Origin of the sequence: Amycolatopsis sp. NPDC058986, assembly GCF_042741125.1 — a bacterium.
In the GTDB taxonomy this organism is placed as follows: domain Bacteria; phylum Actinomycetota; class Actinomycetes; order Mycobacteriales; family Pseudonocardiaceae; genus Amycolatopsis.
On sequence record NZ_JBHYJW010000063.1, the window covers coordinates 29,682 to 50,061 of the forward strand.

General features: G+C 69.4%; 23 protein-coding genes. 11 read left to right on the plus strand and 12 right to left on the minus strand.

Annotated elements, in window-relative coordinates; translation table 11 throughout:
• Positions 1-281: 281 nt before the first annotated feature.
• From ACFW0G_RS37530 to ACFW0G_RS37540, 3 genes are all read left to right on the plus strand, one after another.
• Entirely contained in the window at positions 282-1,124 is an 843-nt protein-coding gene (locus ACFW0G_RS37530) for an alpha/beta fold hydrolase (RefSeq protein WP_378330259.1), read from the plus strand.
• Between the two features lie 78 nt (positions 1,125-1,202).
• A complete protein-coding gene (locus ACFW0G_RS37535) occupies positions 1,203-1,997 on the plus strand; it encodes an alpha/beta fold hydrolase (RefSeq protein ID WP_378330260.1) in 795 nt (264 codons plus the stop codon).
• Positions 1,907-2,464 (plus strand): hypothetical protein, encoded by a 558-nt coding sequence (locus tag ACFW0G_RS37540; RefSeq protein ID WP_378330261.1) that lies wholly within the window; start codon positions 1,907-1,909, stop codon positions 2,462-2,464. The genes ACFW0G_RS37535 and ACFW0G_RS37540 overlap by 91 nt, the downstream gene beginning before the upstream one ends.
• Before the next feature lie 26 nt (positions 2,465-2,490).
• Here ACFW0G_RS37540 and ACFW0G_RS37545 read toward each other — a convergent pair whose 3' ends face one another.
• From ACFW0G_RS37545 to ACFW0G_RS37575, 7 genes are all read right to left on the minus strand, one after another.
• Positions 2,491-3,492 (minus strand): proline racemase family protein, encoded by a 1,002-nt coding sequence (locus ACFW0G_RS37545; protein WP_378330262.1) that lies wholly within the window; start codon positions 3,490-3,492, stop codon positions 2,491-2,493.
• A 1-nt stretch (position 3,493) separates the two neighbouring features.
• Positions 3,494-4,417: a dihydrodipicolinate synthase family protein gene (locus tag ACFW0G_RS37550; RefSeq protein ID WP_378330263.1), complete on the minus strand. Its 924-nt coding sequence runs from the start codon at positions 4,415-4,417 to the stop codon at positions 3,494-3,496.
• Entirely contained in the window at positions 4,414-5,751 is a 1,338-nt protein-coding gene (locus tag ACFW0G_RS37555; RefSeq protein WP_378330264.1) for an NAD(P)/FAD-dependent oxidoreductase, read from the minus strand. The genes ACFW0G_RS37550 and ACFW0G_RS37555 overlap by 4 nt, the downstream gene beginning before the upstream one ends.
• Positions 5,748-6,005 carry a (2Fe-2S)-binding protein gene (locus ACFW0G_RS37560; protein ID WP_378330265.1) on the minus strand — a complete coding sequence of 86 codons (258 nt, stop codon included), beginning with the start codon at positions 6,003-6,005 and terminating at the stop codon, positions 5,748-5,750. The genes ACFW0G_RS37555 and ACFW0G_RS37560 overlap by 4 nt, the downstream gene beginning before the upstream one ends.
• Positions 6,002-7,186 carry an NAD(P)/FAD-dependent oxidoreductase gene (locus tag ACFW0G_RS37565; RefSeq protein WP_378330266.1) on the minus strand — a complete coding sequence of 395 codons (1,185 nt, stop codon included), beginning with the start codon at positions 7,184-7,186 and terminating at the stop codon, positions 6,002-6,004. Before ACFW0G_RS37565 ends, ACFW0G_RS37560 begins: the two co-directional genes overlap by 4 nt.
• A gap of 61 nt (positions 7,187-7,247) precedes the next feature.
• Complete coding sequence (locus ACFW0G_RS37570) at positions 7,248-7,862, minus strand: helix-turn-helix domain-containing protein (RefSeq protein ID WP_378330267.1); 615 nt, start codon at positions 7,860-7,862, stop codon at positions 7,248-7,250.
• 387 nt (positions 7,863-8,249) lie between these two features.
• A complete protein-coding gene (locus ACFW0G_RS37575) occupies positions 8,250-8,687 on the minus strand; it encodes a MarR family transcriptional regulator (RefSeq protein ID WP_378330268.1) in 438 nt (145 codons plus the stop codon).
• 110 nt (positions 8,688-8,797) lie between these two features.
• Between ACFW0G_RS37575 and ACFW0G_RS37580 the strand changes: the two genes are divergently transcribed.
• From ACFW0G_RS37580 to ACFW0G_RS37595, 4 genes are all read left to right on the plus strand, one after another.
• Positions 8,798-9,874 (plus strand): substrate-binding domain-containing protein, encoded by a 1,077-nt coding sequence (locus tag ACFW0G_RS37580; RefSeq protein WP_378330269.1) that lies wholly within the window; start codon positions 8,798-8,800, stop codon positions 9,872-9,874.
• 84 nt (positions 9,875-9,958) lie between these two features.
• Positions 9,959-10,576 carry an AmiS/UreI family transporter gene (locus ACFW0G_RS37585; protein WP_378330270.1) on the plus strand — a complete coding sequence of 206 codons (618 nt, stop codon included), beginning with the start codon at positions 9,959-9,961 and terminating at the stop codon, positions 10,574-10,576.
• A 28-nt stretch (positions 10,577-10,604) separates the two neighbouring features.
• Positions 10,605-11,642 carry an aliphatic amidase gene (locus ACFW0G_RS37590; RefSeq protein WP_378330271.1) on the plus strand — a complete coding sequence of 346 codons (1,038 nt, stop codon included), beginning with the start codon at positions 10,605-10,607 and terminating at the stop codon, positions 11,640-11,642.
• A gap of 9 nt (positions 11,643-11,651) precedes the next feature.
• Positions 11,652-12,740: an AAA family ATPase gene (locus ACFW0G_RS37595; protein WP_378330272.1), complete on the plus strand. Its 1,089-nt coding sequence runs from the start codon at positions 11,652-11,654 to the stop codon at positions 12,738-12,740.
• A 15-nt stretch (positions 12,741-12,755) separates the two neighbouring features.
• Here the strand turns inward: ACFW0G_RS37595 and ACFW0G_RS37600 are convergent, their stop codons facing one another.
• The gene (locus ACFW0G_RS37600; RefSeq protein ID WP_378330273.1) at positions 12,756-13,646 is read right to left on the minus strand and encodes a hypothetical protein; all 891 of its coding nucleotides are present in this window, start codon (positions 13,644-13,646) and stop codon (positions 12,756-12,758) included.
• Positions 13,647-13,816: 170 nt separating this feature from the next.
• Here ACFW0G_RS37600 and ACFW0G_RS37605 point away from each other — a divergent pair, with 170 nt between their 5' ends.
• Positions 13,817-14,521: an NUDIX domain-containing protein gene (locus ACFW0G_RS37605; RefSeq protein WP_378330274.1), complete on the plus strand. Its 705-nt coding sequence runs from the start codon at positions 13,817-13,819 to the stop codon at positions 14,519-14,521.
• A 93-nt stretch (positions 14,522-14,614) separates the two neighbouring features.
• Positions 14,615-14,812 (plus strand): hypothetical protein, encoded by a 198-nt coding sequence (locus ACFW0G_RS37610; protein ID WP_378330275.1) that lies wholly within the window; start codon positions 14,615-14,617, stop codon positions 14,810-14,812.
• Here the strand turns inward: ACFW0G_RS37610 and ACFW0G_RS37615 are convergent.
• A complete protein-coding gene (locus tag ACFW0G_RS37615) occupies positions 14,749-15,453 on the minus strand; it encodes an NUDIX domain-containing protein (protein ID WP_378330276.1) in 705 nt (234 codons plus the stop codon). The two genes, ACFW0G_RS37610 and ACFW0G_RS37615, sit on opposite strands and share 64 nt — an antisense overlap.
• A 130-nt stretch (positions 15,454-15,583) precedes the next feature.
• On the opposite strand from ACFW0G_RS37615, the gene ACFW0G_RS37620 reads away from it, so the two are divergent.
• Complete coding sequence (locus ACFW0G_RS37620; RefSeq protein ID WP_378330277.1) at positions 15,584-16,057, plus strand: hypothetical protein; 474 nt, start codon at positions 15,584-15,586, stop codon at positions 16,055-16,057.
• Between the two features lie 75 nt (positions 16,058-16,132).
• Here the strand turns inward: ACFW0G_RS37620 and ACFW0G_RS37625 are convergent, their stop codons facing one another.
• Both ACFW0G_RS37625 and ACFW0G_RS37630 read right to left on the minus strand, forming a co-directional pair.
• On the minus strand, positions 16,133-16,759 hold the full coding sequence (locus ACFW0G_RS37625) for a hypothetical protein (protein WP_378330278.1): 627 nt from the start codon (positions 16,757-16,759) through the stop codon (positions 16,133-16,135).
• A gap of 183 nt (positions 16,760-16,942) precedes the next feature.
• The gene (locus tag ACFW0G_RS37630; protein ID WP_378330279.1) at positions 16,943-17,821 is read right to left on the minus strand and encodes a DUF2268 domain-containing protein; all 879 of its coding nucleotides are present in this window, start codon (positions 17,819-17,821) and stop codon (positions 16,943-16,945) included.
• A gap of 232 nt (positions 17,822-18,053) precedes the next feature.
• Here ACFW0G_RS37630 and ACFW0G_RS37635 point away from each other — a divergent pair, with 232 nt between their 5' ends.
• On the plus strand, positions 18,054-19,040 hold the full coding sequence (locus ACFW0G_RS37635; RefSeq protein ID WP_378330280.1) for a LysR family transcriptional regulator: 987 nt from the start codon (positions 18,054-18,056) through the stop codon (positions 19,038-19,040).
• Here the strand turns inward: ACFW0G_RS37635 and ACFW0G_RS37640 are convergent.
• On the minus strand, positions 19,024-19,917 hold the full coding sequence (locus tag ACFW0G_RS37640; protein WP_378330281.1) for a carbohydrate-binding protein: 894 nt from the start codon (positions 19,915-19,917) through the stop codon (positions 19,024-19,026). The genes ACFW0G_RS37635 and ACFW0G_RS37640 overlap by 17 nt on opposite strands.
• Between the last annotated feature and the right edge of the window lie 463 nt (positions 19,918-20,380).

A 20,380-nucleotide genomic window follows, 5' to 3' on the forward strand; every position in this document is an offset into this window, starting at 1 on the left:
GACGCTGATCGTCGGCACGGGAGCGTTCGCGACGTCGGGCGGCAGCGCGCCGTGAATGCCACATTGAGGGACTCTGATTCCCTCAATGTGGCATTCACGGACTTCGACCCCGAAAACGCTGGCCACATCGCAGCAAACGCGGTATAATACGAACGTGGCCATGCGCCACCTTACTTTTCGCTTTTCAGATTAACCCGGGTAATTCGCACCATGGGGCGGAATTCGCGGCCCTTGTGGGCACAAGCTTGGCTAAGCCGGAAATCTTTGCTCATAATCGCCGCATGGCTCCCACTTACGTATTGGTGCACGGATCCGCCGGTAGCGCACAGAGCTGGACGGCGCTCCAGCAGGAAATGGCCCTGCGCGGCCATCGGACGATCGCGGTCGATCTTCCGGGACGCGGCGCGGGATTCTCCCGCGCCTATCACGAGCAGGACCTGGAGACGTTCGCGAAAGAGCCGTCGCCGATCGCCGGCGTCACTGCGGCGGACATGATCGGGCACGTGCTGGGCGTGGTCCGCCGCGTCCACGAATACGGGCCGGTCGTCTTGGTGGCACACAGTTTCGGCGGCCTCGTCACGACCGGCGTGGCCAACGCGGCACCCGAACTGCTCAGCGGGCTCGTCTATATCGCCGCGCAATGTCCCGTCGATCGGGCGCCCGGCGAATATCCGCGACTCCCGGAGTGGGCCGACAGCGCGTTGTTCCCCGCCACCGCTCCACTGCTCGCCGGGGACCCGGCCGTGATCGGCTGCCTCCGGCTGAACTGGCGCGGCGCCGATCGGGCGCAGATCACCGCGCTGCGCGAGGCGATCACCGGCGAACTCACCGACGAAGCCTTCCTCCGCGCCCTCACCGTCATGCAGCCGGACGAGGTGCTGTGGCTGGACGACCCGGAATGGGACCACCGCGTGGACAAGGACACCTGGGGCCGCGTCCCGCACACGTACATCCGGCTCACCGAGGACAGGGCCATGCCGCCGGCCGCACAGGACCTCTACATCAAGGAGGCCGACGCGCTCACCCCGGAAAACCCGTTCGAGGTGCACTCCCTGGCGAGCAGCCACGGCGGCTTTCTCCGGCAGGCAGGCGAAGCCGCGGACATCCTCGCCCGGCTCGGCTGACCCTCGCGGCGACGGAAATCCCGGCCGGGCCGCACCGTCCCGGCTAGGATTTCCGTACCGCCGCGAGAAAGGACCTTGATGCCCCGCCTGCCCGGATTCGCCGTCACCGACCATGTATTCGACGTCCCGCTGGATCACGGCGACCCGTCCGGGCCGTCGATCGAGGTGTTCGCACGGGAGCTGGCCGATCCGGCACGGGTCGGCGACAGGCTTCCGTGGCTTCTCTTCCTGCAGGGCGGCCCCGGCGGCAAATCGCCACGCCCGGTGCGCAAGGGCGGCTGGATCGAACACGCATTGCGCACACACCGCGTACTGCTGCTGGATCAACGGGGCACCGGCCGCAGCACCCCGGTCACGAGCCGGACGGCCGCGCGGATGGACGCGACGACGCTCGCGGCGTACCTCCGGCATTTCCGGGCCGACGCCATCGTGGCCGACTGCGAGCTGATCCGGGCCCGGCTGTGCGGCGACGAACCGTGGGAAACCCTGGGCCAGAGCTACGGCGGCTTCCTCACGCTCAGCTATTTGTCACTCGCACCAGAAGGACTGCGTGCCTGCCACATCACCGGCGGGCTCCCCGGGATCACGGCGACCGCCGATGAGGTCTACGCCCGCCTCTACCCCCGGGTCCGCACCAAGACGGCCGAGTTCTACGCGCGGTACCCGAAAGACCGCGAAACGATGCGGCGCCTGGCCGACCACCTCGCTACGCACGACGTCCGGCTCCCGGACGGTGATCGGCTGACGCCGCGGCGGCTCCGGCTGCTCGGCTTCCGCTTCGGATGTCCGACGCCTTCGAACACACGCATTGGCTGCTCGACGAGGCCTTCGACGGTACCGAGGTCTCGGACACGTTCCTGCTGGCGGCCCTGAACGCCACCGGGTTCGCCGACCGTCCGCTGTATGCGGTACTCCAGGAATGCATCTACGGCCAGGGCACGACTCCGACAGCCTGGGCGGCGCACCGCGCGATGGCGGCGTTGCCGGAGTTCGCCGAGGACGCCGATCCGCTGCTGTTCACCGGGGAGATGGTGTACCCGTGGATGTTCGAGGACATCCGCGCGCTGCGGCCCTTCGCCGGTGCCGCCGAGATTCTGTCCACAGTGGACGACTGGCCCATGTTCTACGACCCGGCGAAACTGGCTGCCAACACCGTGCCGGTCGCCGCTCTCGTGTACCACGACGACATGTACGTCGACGCCGGCCTCTCGCTCGCGACCGCGGCATCGGTGGGCAACCTGCGGACATGGGTCACGAACGAGGCCGAGCACGACGGAATCCACACCGACGGTGAAAAGTTCCTGACCCGGCTCATGGACATGACGACGAGCCGGATCTGACGTCTACTGTGGACGCCGGAGCCGGTTCACAGAGTGAATCCCCTCGGGAACGGATCATCGGGATCGAGCAGATACTGCCCCATCCCGGTGATCCACGCACTGCCGGTGACGGTGGGCACGACCGCTGGTAAGCCGCCGACCGACGTCTCTTCGACAAGCCTGCCGATGAACCGGGTCCCGAGCAGCGATTCGTTGACGAAGTCCTGTTCCAGAGGCAGTTCGCCGCGTGCGTGCAGCTGTGCCATTCGCGCGGAAGTCCCGGTACCGCAAGGAGAACGGTCGAACCAGCCGGGATGGATGGCCATCGCGTTGCGCGCGTCGCTCCCGTCGGCGCCGGGGGCGACGAACTGGACGTGCTTGCAGCCGCCGATGCCGACGTCGGCCGGATGCACCGGCCGGTTCTCCTTGTTGATCGCGTCCATGATGGACAGTCCGGCACCGAGCATCCGGTCCTTTTCGGACTTGTCGAACGGGATGCCGAGCTCGGCGAGCGGCAGGATGGCGTAGAAGTTCCCGCCGTACGCCATGTCGTAACGGATTCTGCCGAGCCCTGGAACGTCCACTTCGGCGTCGAGCTGGTACGAGAACGACGGCACGTTCCGGATCGTGACCGCCTTGGCCCGCCCGCCGGAGACCGCCACCTCGGCGACGACGAGCCCGGCGGGGGTGTCGAGCCGGACCCGCGTCACCGGCTCGGTCACCGTGACCATCCCGGTCTCCACCAGGACCGTGGCGACGCCGATGGTGCCGTGACCGCACATCGGCAGGCAGCCGGACACCTCGATGTAGAGGACTCCCCAGTCCGCGTCCGCCCGCGTCGGCGGCTGCAGGATCGCGCCGCTCATCGCCGCGTGGCCGCGCGGCTCGTTCATCAGCAGCTCGCGCAGGTGGTCGAGGTGCGCCATGAAGTGCTCGCGCCGCTCCGCCATCGTGGTACCGGGAATCACCCCGACACCGCCGGTGACGACCCGCGTCGGCATGCCCTCGGTGTGTGAGTCGACCGCGCTGAAGTACCGCGAAGCCCGCATGTCAGGCCGCCACCGGGTGCGCGCGCAGGAAGTCGGCGGCACGCCGCATGTCGGCGTCGAGCAACGCCAGTTGTTCGACGGGCAACGGACCGCGCGGCGGGCGGCACGGCCCGCCGAAACGACCGACCAGCTCCATACCGCGTTTGATCGCCTGGACGAATTCGGTGCGGGAATCCCAGCGGAACGCGGCGACCAGCGGTTCGTACAGTGCCCGCGCCTCGGCCAGTTTTCCCTGTCGCGCCAAGGAAAACAGGTGCGCGGACTCGGCGGGGAACACGTTGGGGAAACCGGCGAACCAGCCGGTGGCGCCCATCAGCACGGCCTCCAGCGCGACGTCGTCCGCACCGGCCACAATGGTCAGTCCGGGTGCGCGTTCCTTGATCTCCAGCACGCGCCGGACATCGCCGGAGAACTCCTTGACCGCGACGACGTTGTCCAGCTGCGTGATCTCCGCGAGCACGGCGGGCGTGAGGTCGACCTTGGTGTCGATCGGGTTGTTGTAGACCATCACCGGCAGCCCGACGCTCGCCACCTGCTCGTAGTGGTGCAGCACCTCGCCCTTGTTCGCGCGGTACATCGTCGGCGGCAGGCACAGCACGCCGTGCGCGCCGTCTTCGGCGGCCTTCTCCGCCCATTCCCTTGCCTGGTGCGCGCCGACGCCATGGACGCCGACGACCACGATGCCGTCGTCGCCCGCCGCCTCGATCGCGGTGCGCGCCACCCGGCGACGTTCTTCCTCGGTCAGCGACGAATACTCGCCGAGCGAACCGTTCGGCCCGATACCGCGGCAGCCGTTCTCGAGGAGCCACCGGCAGTGTTCGGCGTAACGGTCGTAGTCCACGCGGAGCCCGGCCGGAGCCGTCGCGTCCTCGGCGTAGGGCAGCGCGGTGGCGACGATAACCCCGTCGAGCTTCTCCTGCGTCATGCCTTTCCCTCCCATGGTGATTCCACTTCGGACAGTTCACCGAGCCGGATCGGCGCGGCGATCGGACGCCGGGCGAACCCGTCGGGCGACGTCCCGGTCAGCTCCGCGACGTTCCGGCCGCAGATCCGGCCCTGGCACAGGCCGAGTCCGGCGCGGCTGACGAGTTTCAGCGAGCGGACACCGAGCGCGTCACGCCGTTCGACGCTGTCTAACAGCTCACGCCGGGAGACTTCCTCGCAGCGGCAGACGAGCGTGTCGTCGTCCAGCCACGTCCGCCATCCGTTGCGGACGGGATAGGCGCGGGCGAGCCCCTCCGCGAAGGTCCGGCCCTCCTTGACCTGGCGCAAAGCTCGGTGCGGTACCCCCACGGAAGCGCCAAGAGATTGCGCCGCCGCGATTCCTGCGACAGTCCCTTCGGCCGCGGCGAGGTCCGCGCCGCCGATGCCGGTCAGCTCCCCCGCCGCGAACACCCCGGGGACGGACGTCGCCTGCGCGGCGTTCACCATGACGAACCCGCCGTCCAAGGCACAACCCGCCGACACGGCGAGTTCGAGCTGGGGCAAGAACCCGAAACCGACACACACGGCGTTGACCGCGAACCGGCGCTCGCTGCCGCTGCGCACACGCCACTCGTGGTCGAGGCGCGCGGTGGTGACCGCTTCGACCCGGTCACGGCCGTGCGCCGCGATCACCGTGGTCCGTGATCGGTACGGCACCCGGTGCCTGCCCAGCATCCGTACGTAACCGGCGAGTTCGGCGGCCTTGCGGTGACCGGCGAACAACGCCGCGGGCTCGCGCAGCCAGCCCATCCCGGAGCTGTTCGCCTCCAGCACACCGACGAGCTGCGCGCCGATGTCGAGCAGCGAATCCGCTACAGGCAACAGAAACGGCCCGGTTCCGGCCAGCAGCACTCGCTTCCCGACGGCGACTCGCTGCCCCTTCGCCAGCGCCTGCGCGGCACCGGCGGTGTAGACGCCGGGAAGTTCCCAGCCGGGGAAAGGCAACGCACGGTCGTAAGCGCCAGTGGCCAGTACGAGGGCCGTCGTGTCGACACTGCGGGCAATCCTTTGTGGACCGTCCGCCTGGCCGGTACGCAGGTGCAGCCGATGCCCGCGTTCGAGGGGCTCGAGCCCGGCCACCGCGGTCCCGGCCAGGTGCTCCACATTGTGGTGTAGTACGAACTTCTCCGTATCCTGCAAGGAATCCTGCCGATGGAACTGCCCGCCGAGCCGGGCCGCGGAGTCGATCAGCACGACCCGGCAGCCCGCACTCGCGGCCGCTTCGGCGGCGGCCGTCCCGGCGGGTCCGGCACCCACGACCACCACGGCGCTCATGACGGCAGCTCCGCGCCGTGTTGCGTGCGGACATCGTCGCCGTCGGCCAGCAGCCGCTGGCACGCGCGGACGTCCGGGATCCCGTTGACCACCACGAGACAGTCGAAGCAGACGCCGATCCCGCAGAAGACGCCCCGGGGTTTGCCGCCGTTTCGCGTACTCCGCCAGGACGTCCGGCCGAGACCGAGGAGCAGTCCGGCCACCGTCTGCCCCGGTTTCGCGTCGACCGTCTGCCCGTCGACCTCGACCCTCACGCCCGCACCTCCTCGACAACCGCCCTCCGGCCGACCCGGAACGGCGTGGCGTCCATTGTGGACTCACGACCGGTGAAGAGCTCGGCCACCAGCTGACCGGTCGCGGCCGCGAGCCCGATGCCCGCGCCCTCGTGCCCGGTGACGTGCCAGAGGCCGGGCAGTCGCGGATCCTCGCCGATGACCGGGAGGTGGTCGGGCGCATAGGGCCGGAATCCGCCGTAAGCCCGCATGACCGGGACGTTCGCCAGCACCGGGAACAACGCGGCGGCCTTGCGCGCCAGCTCGCGCAGCACATCGAACCGGACCGTCTCGTCGAAACCCGCGCGCTGGCGGCTCGATCCGATGAGGACGGTCCCCGCCCGGGTCGATTCGACCACTGTGGACGTTTGGAGGTCGGCGTCGCCGCTGGCCACCGCTCCGACGTAGTCCGCGTCGTACACCTTGTGCCGTATGGTGCCCGGCGGCAGCGGCGCCGTCACCAGCACCATGCCCCGCCGGGGCAGGACGGCGATCGGCGCGCCGCACTCCTTCGCGAAGGCGCCCGCCCACGGGCCGCAGGCGTTCACCACCGCGGCGCACGCAATGGTGCCGTGGCTGGTCCGGATCGCCCGTACGGCACCGGTTCCGGTGCGAAGAACGCCGAGTGCTTCGACGCCGGAGCGGACCTGCCCGCCGCGGGCTTTCACGGCAGCGAGCAGGGTGGTCGCGGCCAGGACGGGCTGGAGCTGGGCGTCCTCGGGGTAGTGGATCGCGGCGGTGAGGGTCCTGGTGAGCCGGGGTTCGAGGCTCGCGGCCTCGTCGAGCCCGATCGGCTCGGCCCGTACCCCGGCCTCCCGCTGGGCGGCCGCGAACTCCCGCAACGGCGGCACGGAATCGTCGGTGGTGGCGACGACGAGGCCGCCCTTCGGCTCCCATTCCACCTCGGCGAGTTCGGACCCGAGCTCCTCGCGCAGTTCCGCGAGAAGTTCGGGCCATCGTCGGCGGGAGGCCTGTGCCAGCCGCAGTTCCGGGCCGGGTTCCTTGTCGGACACCAGAACGTTGCCCTCGCCCGCCGCCGTGGTCCCGCTCGCGAGCGCGTCACGGTCGAGCACGACGACCCGCAGTCCTGCCCGGCTCAGCGCCTCCGCGCACGCGGCACCGACGACACCCGCTCCGGCCACCACGACGTCAGGGTGCCCCATTCACTCACCACCGTTCATTGAAATGAACGGTGGTGAGGTTAGGCGGCCCGGCGTCCCCCGGTCAACCCTCGCCGGGCGCGGGGACCGGCCGCGCACACGATCCACCGAGCGTCGGCGGCCCGGCGTCGGCCGGATACTCCAGCAGCAGCACGGACACCACCGGGCCGTCGATGGTCTCGTAGATGTGCGGCCCCCGGGCCGGAAAGCAGACGTAGTCGCCAGGCCCCAGCTCGAACGGCGAGTCGGGGGGACCTACCCGCAGCCGCCCGGAGGTGACCACGACATGCTCGTTGCCGGGATGGCCTGCCGAATGCTGCACCTCGCCCGGCCGGACTCGCTGGTCGTACAGCTCGAACACGGTGTCGGTCACGTCCATCCGCCGCAGCATCCGCAGATCGACCGCGTTGCTGCTGAGCACGTCGAGGCCCGCCGAGCGCACCAGCACGACGTCGGGATCGACCCGCTCGGTGAGCAGCGACGAGACCGGCACCTCCAGAGCGTTCGACAAACTGAACACTGTCTCGATGGTGGGATTCCCGCCGCCGGACTCCAGCTGCGACAACGTCCCCTTCGCGATCCCCGACCGCCGCGCCAGCTCCGAAAGGGACAGCCCGGCCTGCGCACGCAACACCCTCAGGTTCGCGGCCAGCACCTGACCAGCCTGTTCCCGGACCACGCGCACTCCTCCCGTCGCTGACGCGAGGCTACCCCGGGACTGGGAGGCGGCCGTGCCGAAGGACGCCTTCGGTGCACTCGCCGTGCTGGAGGGCGCTTTCAGTGCACCGAGCGCGCTGAAGGACGCCTTCAGTGCATCGCGGCAGGGCGCTTCGTACCTCCTCGCGGGCGCCCGGGGGCCCACCTCGCCTGCCCCTCACGTCCTGAACGACGCGTCCGCGACGTTCAACGTCCCGAACGACCCGTTCGCGACACGACCGTCGCGAATGGACCGATCACCACCATCCGATGCGCCGAGGGACGCCCTTGGTGCACTGAATGCGACGAGGGCGCCCCTCGGTGCGGTGGACGCACCCAGGGCGTCCCTCGGTTCGGAACCTCCGGGAACTCAGCCGCCGAGACGCCGCAAATCCGTCAGCAGCTCGTCCGGCGCGCTGAGGTCGGCCAGCACCTCGGCCTCCACTTCGCCGATCCTCGCCGCGATCCGCCGATGGGTCGCGCGCCCACGGGCGCTGAGGTGGACCAGGACCCGCCGCCGGTCGCCCGCGTCCACCTCGCGATAGGCCTGGGCGGTCCCCACCAGGCGGTCCACCACCCTGGTCAGGGTCGGGCCGGTGGTCAGCGTGCGGTCGGCGAGGTCGGTCATGGCCAGTCCGCCGCGCCCGGTCAGCGCGTCGAGTGCCAGCCATTGGTCCAGTGTCAGTCCTTCGGCGGCGAGCACCTGCTCGACCCTGGCCGTCACGGCCCGCGCCGCCCGGATCAGCGCGCCGGTGAGCGGCGTACCGGACGCGGACACCGCCGGAAGCCGCGTGCCGCGTGACCCCATGTCGCCCGTCCTCCGCCCCTCCGGCCGCGGAACTTGCCAAAACAGGGCCACCGCGACAATACTTCCAGGTGAAAGCAACCTGACCTTACCGGGCAACCGCACGGAGCGCCATGCCCAACCGCCTCGCCACGCGGAACCGCGACGACACCTGGCGCGTCGCCATGGTGGTCCCGCTGCAGGGTCCCGCCGGGCTGTTCGGTCCGTCCTGCGAGGCGATCACCGACCTGGCCGTGCACGAGCTCAACGAGTCCGGCGGCATCCTCGGCAGACAGGTCGAGGCCGAGATCGTCGACGGCGGCGCGTCGCCCGATCAGGTGGCCGCGGATCTGCGCGTGCTCGTCGAGGACGGCCGGGCGGACGCGGTCAGTGGCTGGCACATCTCCTCGGTCCGGCACGCGCTCGCCCCGGTCGTGGCCGATCGGGTTCCTTACGTGTACACGTCACTGTACGAAGGCGGCGAGCGGCGCGCGGGCATCTTCTGCTCCGGCGAGACGCCGCGATGTCAGATCGAGCCCGCCCTGCGCTGGCTGCGGGATCAGCTCGGGATGCGCCGCTGGTTCGTCGTCGGTGACGACTACGTGTGGCCGCGCCGGTCGGCGAAGGCGGTCCACCACTACGCACGCGAACTGGGCCTGCGGATCACCGGCGAGGCGTTCGTCGGGCTCGGCTCCGGCGATATGTCCACAGTGGTCCGTTCCATCGAATCGTCCACATGCGACGGTGTGCTCATGCTGCTGGTCGGCCAGGACGCGGTGCGGTTCAACCGCAGTTTCGCCGCCCACGGGCTCTCCGACCGGCTGATCCGGTTCAGCCCGCTGATGGAGGAGAACATGTTGCTGGCCAGCGGCGCGCACGCGACCGGCAACCTGTACGTGTCCGCGGCCTACTTCCGGTCGATGGTCACCGCCGACGCGATGGACCTGCTCGGCCGGTACGTCGAACGGCACGGCGCCGGCGCGCCCGCGCTGAACAACGCGGCCGAGTCCTGCTACGAGGGACTGCACACGCTGGCGGAACTGGTGCGGCGAGCGGGAACTCCCGACCTGCCCGCGCTCAACGCCGCGATCGACGGAGTCACCTACCACGGCCCGCGCGGCACGATCGAGTTCCGCGGCCAGCAGGCCGACCAGCACGTCCACCTCGCCGTGGCCGACGGCTACGACTTCGAGGTCCTCACCCGGCTGTAAGCCCACCCGGCTTGACGTGCTCGATGCCACCGCTTACTTTCATCTGAAATTATTCCACGTGATGCGCATTACGCGGAGGTGAGCATGGGCAACGTCGGCCTGCTCTACGTCGGTGCCGTACTCCTGATCAACGGCCTGATGCTGCTCGGCCGGGTCCCGGCGCGGGCGGCCGCGCCGCTGAACCTGTTCGTCGGCGGGCTGCAGTGCGTCACCCCGACGGTGCTGATCATCCAGGCGGGCGGGCAGCAGAACGCGATCCTCGCCGCGTCCGGCCTGTACCTGTTCGGCTTCACCTACCTGTACGTCGGCATCGCGAACCTCGCCGGGCTACCGCCCGAGGGCATCGGCTGGTTCTCGCTGTTCGTGGCGGGCGCCGCGGTGGTGTACGCCGGGATTTCCTTCTGGCACGACCACGATCCGGTGTTCGGGGTGATCTGGCTGGCCTGGGCGCTGCTGTGGACGTTGTTCTTCCTGGTGCTCGGGCTCGGCATGGACCGGCTGACCCGGTTCACCGGCTGGACCGTCGTCCTGTTCAGCCAGCCGACCTGTTCGGTGCCCGCGTTCCTCGGCCTGACCGGCGGCTACTCCACCGGCGCGGGTGCCGGATTGCTCGCCGCCGCCGTCGCCGTGGTGCTGCTGGTGGCCGCCGCGGTGCTCGGCGCACGCACGCCCGCCGCCGAACCCGCTGTCTCGACGACCTGAAAACCCGTCCCGGAGAAGAGGAGTCCTCATGCGACACGGTGACATTTCCGCCAGCCCCGACACGGTCGGCGTCGCGGTGGTCAACTACAAGATGCCGCGCCTGCACACCAAGGCGGAAGTGCTCGACAACGCCCGCAAGATCGCCGAAATGGTGGTGGGCATGAAGTCCGGGCTGCCGGGCATGGACCTCGTCGTGTTCCCGGAGTACTCGACGCAGGGCATCATGTACGACCAGGACGAGATGTACGCGACCGCGGCCACCGTTCCCGGCGAGGAGACCGACATCTTCGCCGCGGCCTGCCGCGAGGCCGGTACCTGGGGCGTCTTCTCCATCACCGGCGAACAGCACGAGGACCACCCGAACAAGCCGCCCTACAACACCCTCGTGCTGATCAACGACCGCGGCGACATCGTGCAGAAGTACCGCAAGATCCTGCCGTGGTGCCCGATCGAGGGCTGGTACCCCGGCGACTCGACCTACGTCACCGCCGGCCCGAAGGGCATGAAGATCTCGCTGATCATCTGCGACGACGGGAACTACCCGGAGATCTGGCGGGACTGCGCGATGAAGGGCGCCGAACTGATCGTACGCTGCCAGGGCTACATGTACCCGGCCAAGGACCAGCAGGTGATCATGGCCAAGTCGATGGCCTGGGCCAACAACTGTTACGTGGCCGTCGCCAACGCCGCCGGCTTCGACGGCGTCTATTCCTACTTCGGGCATTCGTCGATCATCGGGTTCGACGGGCGCACACTCGGCGAAACCGGCGAAGAGGAATACGGCATCCAGTACGCGCAACTGTCGTTGTCGGCGATCCGCGACGCCCGCGAGCACGACCAGTCGCAGAACCACCTTTTCAAGCTCCTGCACCGGGGTTACTCCGGTGTCCACGCTGCGGGCGACGGCGACAAGGGCGTCGCGGATTGCCCGTTCGAGTTCTACAAACTCTGGGTCACCGACGCGCAGAAAGCGCAGGAGAACGTGGAAACGATCACCCGTGACACAGTCGGCGTGGCCGACTGCCGCGTCGGCACACTGCCGGTCGAGCAGACCAAGCAGGCGTAGGGAACGGGAATGCCGTACCTGACCGACATGTTCCACGACCAGAACCGGCGCGGGCCCGAACAGTCCGAAAACGACACTGACGGCGCTGCCGGCTCGGTGAAGCGCCCGCCCGGTTCCTTCGACCCGGCCGCGGCGGCCGAAAAGCTGCGTGGCCGGGTACTCGGCCAGGACACGGCGGTGGACGCGGTGGTCCGGGCGCTGACGCTGGCCAAGGCCGGCGCGCAGGACCCGGACCGCCCGCCCGCCAACCTGTTGCTGATCGGCCCCACCGGCGTCGGCAAGACCGAGCTGGTCCGCCAGGTGGCCGCGCTGCTGCGGTCGGGACCGGACGATCTGTGCCGGGTGGACATGAACTCGTTGGCACAGGAGCACTACGCCGCGTCGTTCAGTGGTGCGCCGCCGGGCTACGCGGGCGCGAAGGAGGCGTACAGCCTCTTCGATCGATCCACAGTGGAGGGTGACCCGTACACCCCGGGGATCGTGCTGTTCGACGAGGTCGAGAAGGCACATCCAACGGTGTTGCGGGCCCTGCTGCAGGTGCTGGACACCGGGATACTGCGGCTTGCGAACGGGCAGGAGAAGATCTCCTTCCGCAACTGCTTCGTGTTCCTCACCTCCAACCTCGGCTCGGCCGAACTGGCCAGACGCCGCGCGGCACCCTGGCGTCGCGCGGCCGACCGGCTGGGGCTCGGGATCGGCGCGCTGCCCGCAGAGACGGTCGTCGGCCGCGCGCTGCGGGACTTCTTCGACCCGGAGTTCCTGAACCGGATCGACGAGACCGTGGTGTTCGGGGAGATCGACCGGCCGACGGCGCGCCGGATCGCGGCACTGGAGATCGAGCTGCTGAGCCGTCGCCTGCGACGACGGGGAATACACCTGGACGTCACCGACGACGTCGTGGATCTGTTGGGAGAGAAGGGATTCGACCCGGTTTACGGCGCACGCGGGTTGCGGCGCGCGCTGCGTACGCTCGTCGCTTCCCCCATGGCCGGGGAGGTGCTGAAGCACTCCCCCGGCCAGGGCTCCCCTCTTTCCATCGCCGTGCGGGTTTCCGGCGGGGTGGTGACCACCCGCGCCGCTCCGCACGACGAGTCCTGAACCCGTCCCGGTGGTTCAGCCGATGTTGATGTCACCGTGGTGGACACCGGTCTGGATGACGGAACGGGCGTTGCCGTTGACGGTATTGGTGGTGTGTATCTCCGGCACCGGCGGCGCGGCGGGCGGCCCCGACGGCCCACCGCGCCCGGGAGGATCCTTCCCGTCGTCTTCGAGATCCGCCGCCACGGCGACCGCGAAGGCCGCCGCGTTCCTGGCCGCGACCTGCTGCCAGCCCTCGCCGTCGGTCTGGTCCTTCGCGCCGCCCGCGAGATCACTGATCCCCCGGACGGTGATCGACGGGACACGGTCGTTGAGGTGACCGGCGACGGCGAATCCGGCGCTCTCCATCTCGATGGCGACCGCGTCGTTGTAGGTCCGGCGAAGCTGGTGCGCCAGATCCGAAACCCGTGAGTTGAGCACGACGTCCCCCGCCGCGACCGGCTCGAAGTGCACCACCGGCACGGCGGACGGGTCCGCCGAAGGCATCGGCCGGTACCAGCCGGAGGAGCGGGCCAGCCACCGCGCGGTCTGTTCCGCCCGGTGGCTGGTCTCCCACGCGCGCGGCCTGGCGAGGAATTCCGCGTCCTCGCTGCGGCCGCCGTGGTAGCCGTACACCCGGGTGGCCACCACGACGTCGCCGAGCCGGAGCCAGTCGCGCAGGCCACCGGCCACCCCGACGAACATCAGCATCGACGGGGCGAACTCCGCGATCGCGCGCTCGGTCAGCGCCGCCGCGGTGATGTTGCCCATCCCGGTCGCCGCCAGCGCGACCCGGCGGCCCGGCCGCGCGGCCAGCGTGCCGACGTCGAAGAGCGTCCCGGCCCGGTGGCGGTGCCGTTCGACGCCGGTCAGGTGCGCGCGGACCGCGGCGTGTTCGATCTCCAGTGCGGTCAGGATGACAATCATGTGATCCCTCGCTCCGAGGCGCAAATTGTGAAAAGCAAGGTGCAAGGCTAGACCAAACGTCCCATTTTCGTCAACAAGACGATTACTGCCACCGTTACACTGTGCGACGTGGACACCCGTTCGTCCGCACCCCACGCCGTCACCGCGAACGTGGCACGAAGGTGCGGAAAATGACCGACGACGCCTGGACGATCCCCGAGATCGCGGTCGCCGTCGACCTCGCCGTGCTCACGGTGCACGCCGGCGCACTGCAGATCATGTTGGTACGCCGGGGAATTCCACCCTACGAAGGCATGCTCGCACTGCCCGGCGGGTTCCTGGCTTCGAAGACCGAAGACCTCGACACCGCCGCCGCCCGCGAGCTGGCCGAGGAGACCGGGCTCGGCACCGACGACCTGCACCTCGAGCAGCTGGCCACCTACGGCGCGCCGGACCGGGATCCACGGCGTCGCGTCGTCACCGTCTGCTATCTCGCGTTCTCCCCGAACCTGCCGTCGCCCACCGCGGGCGGCGATGCCCGCGAGGCGATCCTGCTGCCGGTGGACGAGGTGCTCCACCCCCGGACCGCGGTCGCGTTCGACCACAGGAAGATCATCGCCGACGCGGTCGAACGGGCGCGGAGCAAGCTCGAGTACACGACGCTCGCGGCCGCGTTCTGCCCACCCGAATTCACCATGACCGATCTGCGCCAGGTGTACGAGATCGTCTGGGGTACCAGTCTCGACCCCCGCAACTTCCACCGGAAGATCACCGGCGTCACCGGATTCCTGATCCCCACCGGCGAGCGCGTCGCCCGTCAGGTCGGCCGCCCCGCGGCACTCTACCGGCGCGGACCCGCCGCCCTGCTGCACCCGGCGATGCTGCGCACGCGGTGACCGACGACTTATCGTCATGTTGACACTAAGCGTGGCGTCGGGTTACCGTTGCGCCATCGCCAATTGTCGCTGTGACATAAACGAGGGGGAGCGATGAGAATCCAGTGCACGATCGGGCGAGCGGTCCGGACGATGGCGCTCGCGTTCGCCGCCGGAGCCGTGCTGGGCGGCATCGCGGCCGGGTGCGCGGAGCAGGAACTCGGCCGGACCGTCCACGCGGCGGGGTATCAGGAATCGTCGCGGGGCAGCATCATCGGCGGCATCAGCGTCGACGCCGTTCCCGCGCGGTAGAGGGCCGCCGGCCTGCCGTTGGGCGTCGACCGTTTCGTGCCGAGCGCGACGACGAACCCGTCGGCGTCGGTGACCTTGCGGTGGAAGTTGGGCTTGTCCAGCTCGACGCCCCACACCGTCTCGTAGACCGCGCGCAGGTCGCTGATGGTGAACTCCGGGCCGCAGAACGCGGTCGCCACCGTGGTGAACTGGAGTTTCGCCTTGGCGAGATCGATCGCGTCCCGCAGGATCCGGTCGTGGTCGAAGGCCAGCCGGGTCCGCCGCGCCTCGGTGACCGGTACCCACCCGGCCAGCCGGGCGTCCGACCCCGCCGTCGGCCGGGGCAGATCGGGGGCGATGGCCAGGTACGCGCACGTGATCACCCGTGGTTCCCGCGGATCGCGGTCCGGCGCGGAGTAGACGCCGATCTGGTCGAGATGCAGGGCGGAGGCGTCCATCCCGGTCTCTTCCGCCAGCTCCCTCGCCGCCGTCTCGTCCAGGCTCTCCGCCCCACGCAGGAACCCGCCCGGCAACGCGAGCCGTCCGGCGAACGGCTCGACACCACGCTCCACCAGCAGCACCTGCAACCGGGCGTCCCGGATCGTCAGAATCACCAGATCCGCGGTGACGGTGACCTTCAGGTGCGCACGGCTGCGGGACATCCCGCGAGCCTAGCCCTTTTGTCACCTCGACAGAAAGGCGGTACGGCCGCGGACAGGGTCAGCCATCCGGCCGAGGGAACCGGGCCGGACGACCGATGCCGCCCCGCTGTTCCGCCGCTTGACTGGGAACATGAGCACGAGGAACACGAAGCTTCGCCGGGTCGCCACCGTCATGATCGCCGGTGGCGCGGCCGCGCTGAGCGTGACCACCTTGGCGGGCTGCGCGCTTTCCGAGGCCGTCACCGAAGCGTCGAACGGGCACGTCAAATCGGCGGACTACGCGACCGGCGCGGCGGGCAAGGCCGACGCGAACGTCAAGCTGCCGGACTGGGTGCCGGACACCGCGAAGTCGGTCACCGAGGTCATCCGGACCACCGGCTCCGAACGACTGCTGCGCTTCACCCTCGACGACCCGGCCTCGCTCAGCACCTGCGCGCCGGGTAAGCCGGACGCCAAACCGGCGACGCTGACCGCCGACTGGTGGCCGAGCGGGCAGGAGGGCAGGACCGACCGCGTCTGCGCCACGGCCTGGCACGTGCTCGTCCAGGGAAACACCGTATACGCGTACGCGCCGGAAACCATTCCGCAGAACCCCAAGAACTGACCGAGCGGCGACGCTTTCCCGATGCGGATGCCCCACCGTCCTATCCGGACAGTGGGGCATCCTGCCGTCCGCGGGTCAGGAGCCGTAGACCTCGGCCAGCACCGCGCCGAACACCTTGGCCGAGTCCTCGGGCAGGTTCTCGACCTGGCGCAGGTGCTCGGTGATGACCTGGCGTGCCTGGTTTTTCCCGACACCTTCGATCTTGATGCCCTCGATGAGGTCGGCCAGCGCCGGGGCGCCCGTCTTGATCAGCAGCGCGATCGGCTTGAGCACGGCCTGGGTGATGGTGCCGCCGATGCCGACCCCGGGGATCGCCGCGACGAGGTTCCCGATCGTCTCCAGCACCTCCGCGGCGATCGGGCCGCCGACCCGCAGTGCCTGGACGATGATCGGCTGGGCGAACTTCAGCAGTTCCTTCAGCCCGCCGATGATGTCGATACCGCCGTCCTCGGCCAACGCCGCCTTGACCGGGGCGAGCTGCCGCGCGGTGTCCGCGTCGCCCGCGGCGATCAGCGCGTCGACGTTCTTCGTGGTGACCACTTCCTGCAGCGCGGCACGGACGGTTTCCTGCTGCGCGGGCGCGAGAACGGCGGGCGTGTTTTCCGGACCGGTCGCGGCCGTGGCGACAGGGGTGATCCCGAGGGACACGATTCCCGCGGTGAGCACGACGGCGATCGGCCGGGAGTACTGGGAGAGCGCCATGGTTTTCCCATTTCGATTCGGGGATGGGATGACCCGGAAAAGGCTATGAACGAACGACTTTCGCGGTCAAGTGACCCAGCACACCATCGACGTCCGCACTATTCACTGTGAAATTCTCGAATGCGCTGCCGTGAAGGCCTCCTTACCGGCGTTGAGCGCCGGCAAGGAGGCCTTCACGGCCGATCAATCCACAAAGGACACGCCAGCATTGGCGAGAATCTCCCCCACCGGCAGCGCGACGCTTTCGGCGGCGGTGAGGCCGGTGGCGGCGAGATGGGCGTCCACGATGCGGAGCCCAACCGCGTATCCGGCGAAGTCCGGCAGTCCCACCGGTTCCTGACCCGCGCGGATGGCGATGGTGTCGCCGATGACGTACGGAGTCAGGTACTGCATCCCGGCCAGATCGATCGCATCGGTGATCTTCCGGTAAGCGCTCTCCAGCTCGGCGTCGTCGAGCGCCGTCGACCACGGGCCCATGGCCTGCTCGCCACCCAGCTCCCGGACGAAGGCCTCGGCCAGCCCCTCGGCCACGACGTGTTCGCCGACGGTGACGGTCGCCGGATCCCAGACCACGTTGGCGTAGCGCACGTTGTGGTGGATCTCGTGCGCGGTGGCGTAGGGGATCTTCGCCAGGCTGGTCTCGGTGGGCCACATCGTCTGCATGATGCTGCCGGGAATACCGCCCATGCCCAGATAACCGGCACTGCGTTCGACGAGGTAGTCGTCGTCGGGGTCGCCGAGTACCAGCACCACGTTGACCGGGTCGGCGTGCCGTACGCCGGGAACGGCGCTGTTGAGCCGTTCCCAGGCCGCGGCGGCCGTTTCGCGCATACGGCCCCAGACGTCGGCCTCACGCATGCGCCGCAGTGCGTCTTCGTAGCGGGGATCGTCCCGGTCCACCCGGAAACCGCTGAAACCGTAGTGCACCTCGGGCTCGTGCAACGGTACGTGGGGATTGCGCAGCGGGGCGAGGATCTCCCGCAGCGCGTCCGTGCGCTGCCCGACCGGACGCGCCAGCAGGTCGAGCATGGCCGCACCGGTGTCGTGAACGATGATCTTCATGGGCCCGGACGGTAAAGCCTCCTGTCGCGGGAGGCTCAAGCCGAGACCCGACTCGCGTCGCTACTGTGCCGGTAGATACCAAACCAATCGAAAGTAGGCAGTCATGTAGGTCAGTCGCCTGTCCTGGTCGGCCTACTTCCGCTCTCATTGGTATGCGAAGCGATCATCCGGATTACAGTGGACGAACTCGTGTGCCCGCCCGGTGACGCACCGCCTGGCCTGCGGAGGAGTCATGGAGCTGGAGCTACGCCATCTGCGCGCACTCGTGGCCATCGCCGACACGCACAGCCTCGTCCGCGCGGCGAAGGTGCTGCACGTTTCGCAGCCCGCGTTGTCCGGGCTCCTGCGGCGCGTCGAACGGTCGGTCGGCGGGCTCCTGTTCGCACGCTCACCCACCGGCTGCGTGCCGACCTCGCTCGGCGCGGACGTCGTCGCCGACGCGCGAGCGGTGCTGGCCGGGATGTCCGCGCTGACCGATCGGCTCGGCGAGCGGCGGGAAACGCCGGGAACGCTGCGGGTCGGCGGATACTGCGGCTTCCTGCACCTCGCGGTGTCCCGGTGGCTGCGGGACCGGCCGTGGTGCGACACGGTGAGCGTGCACGAGGACCAGGACGAGACCACCACGCTGGCGCGGGTCGCCGCGGGCACGCTCGACCTGGCGCTGGTCTACCTCCCGCCGTTACCGGACCGGATCGTTCCGGACGGCGTCGAAAGCGTCGTGGTGCATCCACGGGAACCGGTCTTCGTGATCCTGGCGCAGGATCACCCGCTGACCCGGTCCGGCGCGATCCCCCTCGCCGAGATCGCCGAGTACCCGTGGGCGGACGATCCGCCGTGGACCACGCGCTGGTCGGCCTATCTGCAAGGGGTGTGCCGCCGGCACGGCGTGGCGCTCGATCAGCCGCACCGCCCGCAGTGCCTGGCCACCCTGCTGGATCTGGTGCGTGAAGGCATGGCGCTCGCACCCGCGTTGGCGACCCGGCGGGACCGGCAGGCGAACATCGTGGTGCGCGCGATCGAGGACGCGCCGCTGTGGCAGGAACTGCGGCTCTGCTACCGGCCGGGCACCGTGGTGGCGGACCGGATCGACGAGATCCAGGACGCCGTCGTCCGCAGCTACGCCGGCCGGCAGGGGTGCAGCGCCGCGTTCGACCAGTGGTGGCGCGAACGCGGCCGCGAACTCCTGCCGGCAGGCCGCAGCCTCAGCCTCCGACCGTGACCCGCCAGTTGCTGTTGGGCGTGGGCACCTCGAACCGCAGCGCCGAGCAGTCGTAGTCGGCCGGACGCGGATTCGCGGTGGGCCGCAGCGGCGAGTTCGACGGCGTCGCCGCCGTCCACTGCCCGCCGACACGCAGCTTCAGCGCACTGGACTCGAACACCGCGCCCCGCGCGTCCGAGCAGTAGTACGCCTGACCCGTCGCCGGGTCGACCGTCGAATAGAGCTCGAAGATGTCCCAGCCCTCGTTGAGCGTGCTCTGGTCGGAACCGCTCTGCGTGAACAACGTGTCCCACGAACCGGTCTTCACGTTGTAGAGCGAGGCGGTCCAGCTGTTGGAGGACGAATTGGTCCGGACCTCCTGCACCGTGTAGGCCGGGTGCCCGTTCACCGTGGTGGTGTAGGAGCCGAGGAACGCGCTGTCGATCGGCACGACCTTGGCCGGCGACACCGACTTGCACCAGTCCCACGCCCAGACCTGCCCGGACTGGCCGAGCCCGTAGGCGGTGACGACCTCGATGCAGGAGTGCCCGGTGGGTTTCACGGTGGGCGCGTAGACGACGTCGGCGTCGTTCGAGATCCGCAGGCTCGGGGTGACACTGTGCGTCACGACCAGACCGTCCGCGCCGCTGGACAACTGCGGTTCGGGACCCCAGAAGGTGTGTTTCTGCGCCGCGATCCGCGGGGTCCCGCTCTTCTGCGCCGCTTGTTCGCGGCGCAGGTGGAGGAACCGGTCCGCCGACGGCCCGGCGGCGGCCTTCGCGGCGTCCCCGGTCAGCCCGGGCACCACCCCGGCCGGTGCGGCGGAAGCGGACGAGCCTGCGGCGACCACCGTCACGGCCACCGCGGCGGAACAGAGCAAAGCGAACAGTTTCCGCATCGATGCATCTCCTCGTTTTCGGCGAAGGAAACGCGCGGACGGTGGGGAAAGGGGAGGAACCCGCCCGCGGGGAAACGGATCGTAGGTCGGTGTTTCCGTTGCGTGGCACCGACTTTCGGCGGGGATCGGCGAATCGCCGCAGGCGGGCGGGGACATGGGTTTTCGCCCGAAGACGGCGTTATACCGCCATTCGGCGCAATGCTCCCGGCGCGCGTCTGAGCCGAAGGCCGGAACGACACGATCCGGATCGGCGACACCGAGACGAGGCGAAGCGCCAGGGAACTGAATCGTTTCGGCCGGTACGAGCCGGTACCCATCACCCCCGTGTTCAGGTGCTTTTGCCGCCGCATTCGGGTGAAAAGGAGCGTGGACCACTTCACATTGACTGGCTTGTCGGCCGAGTCAAGGTCAACCTTGAATGTTCAGACAGCGTGTTGCGGGGGCACAATGGTCGACGACGCGA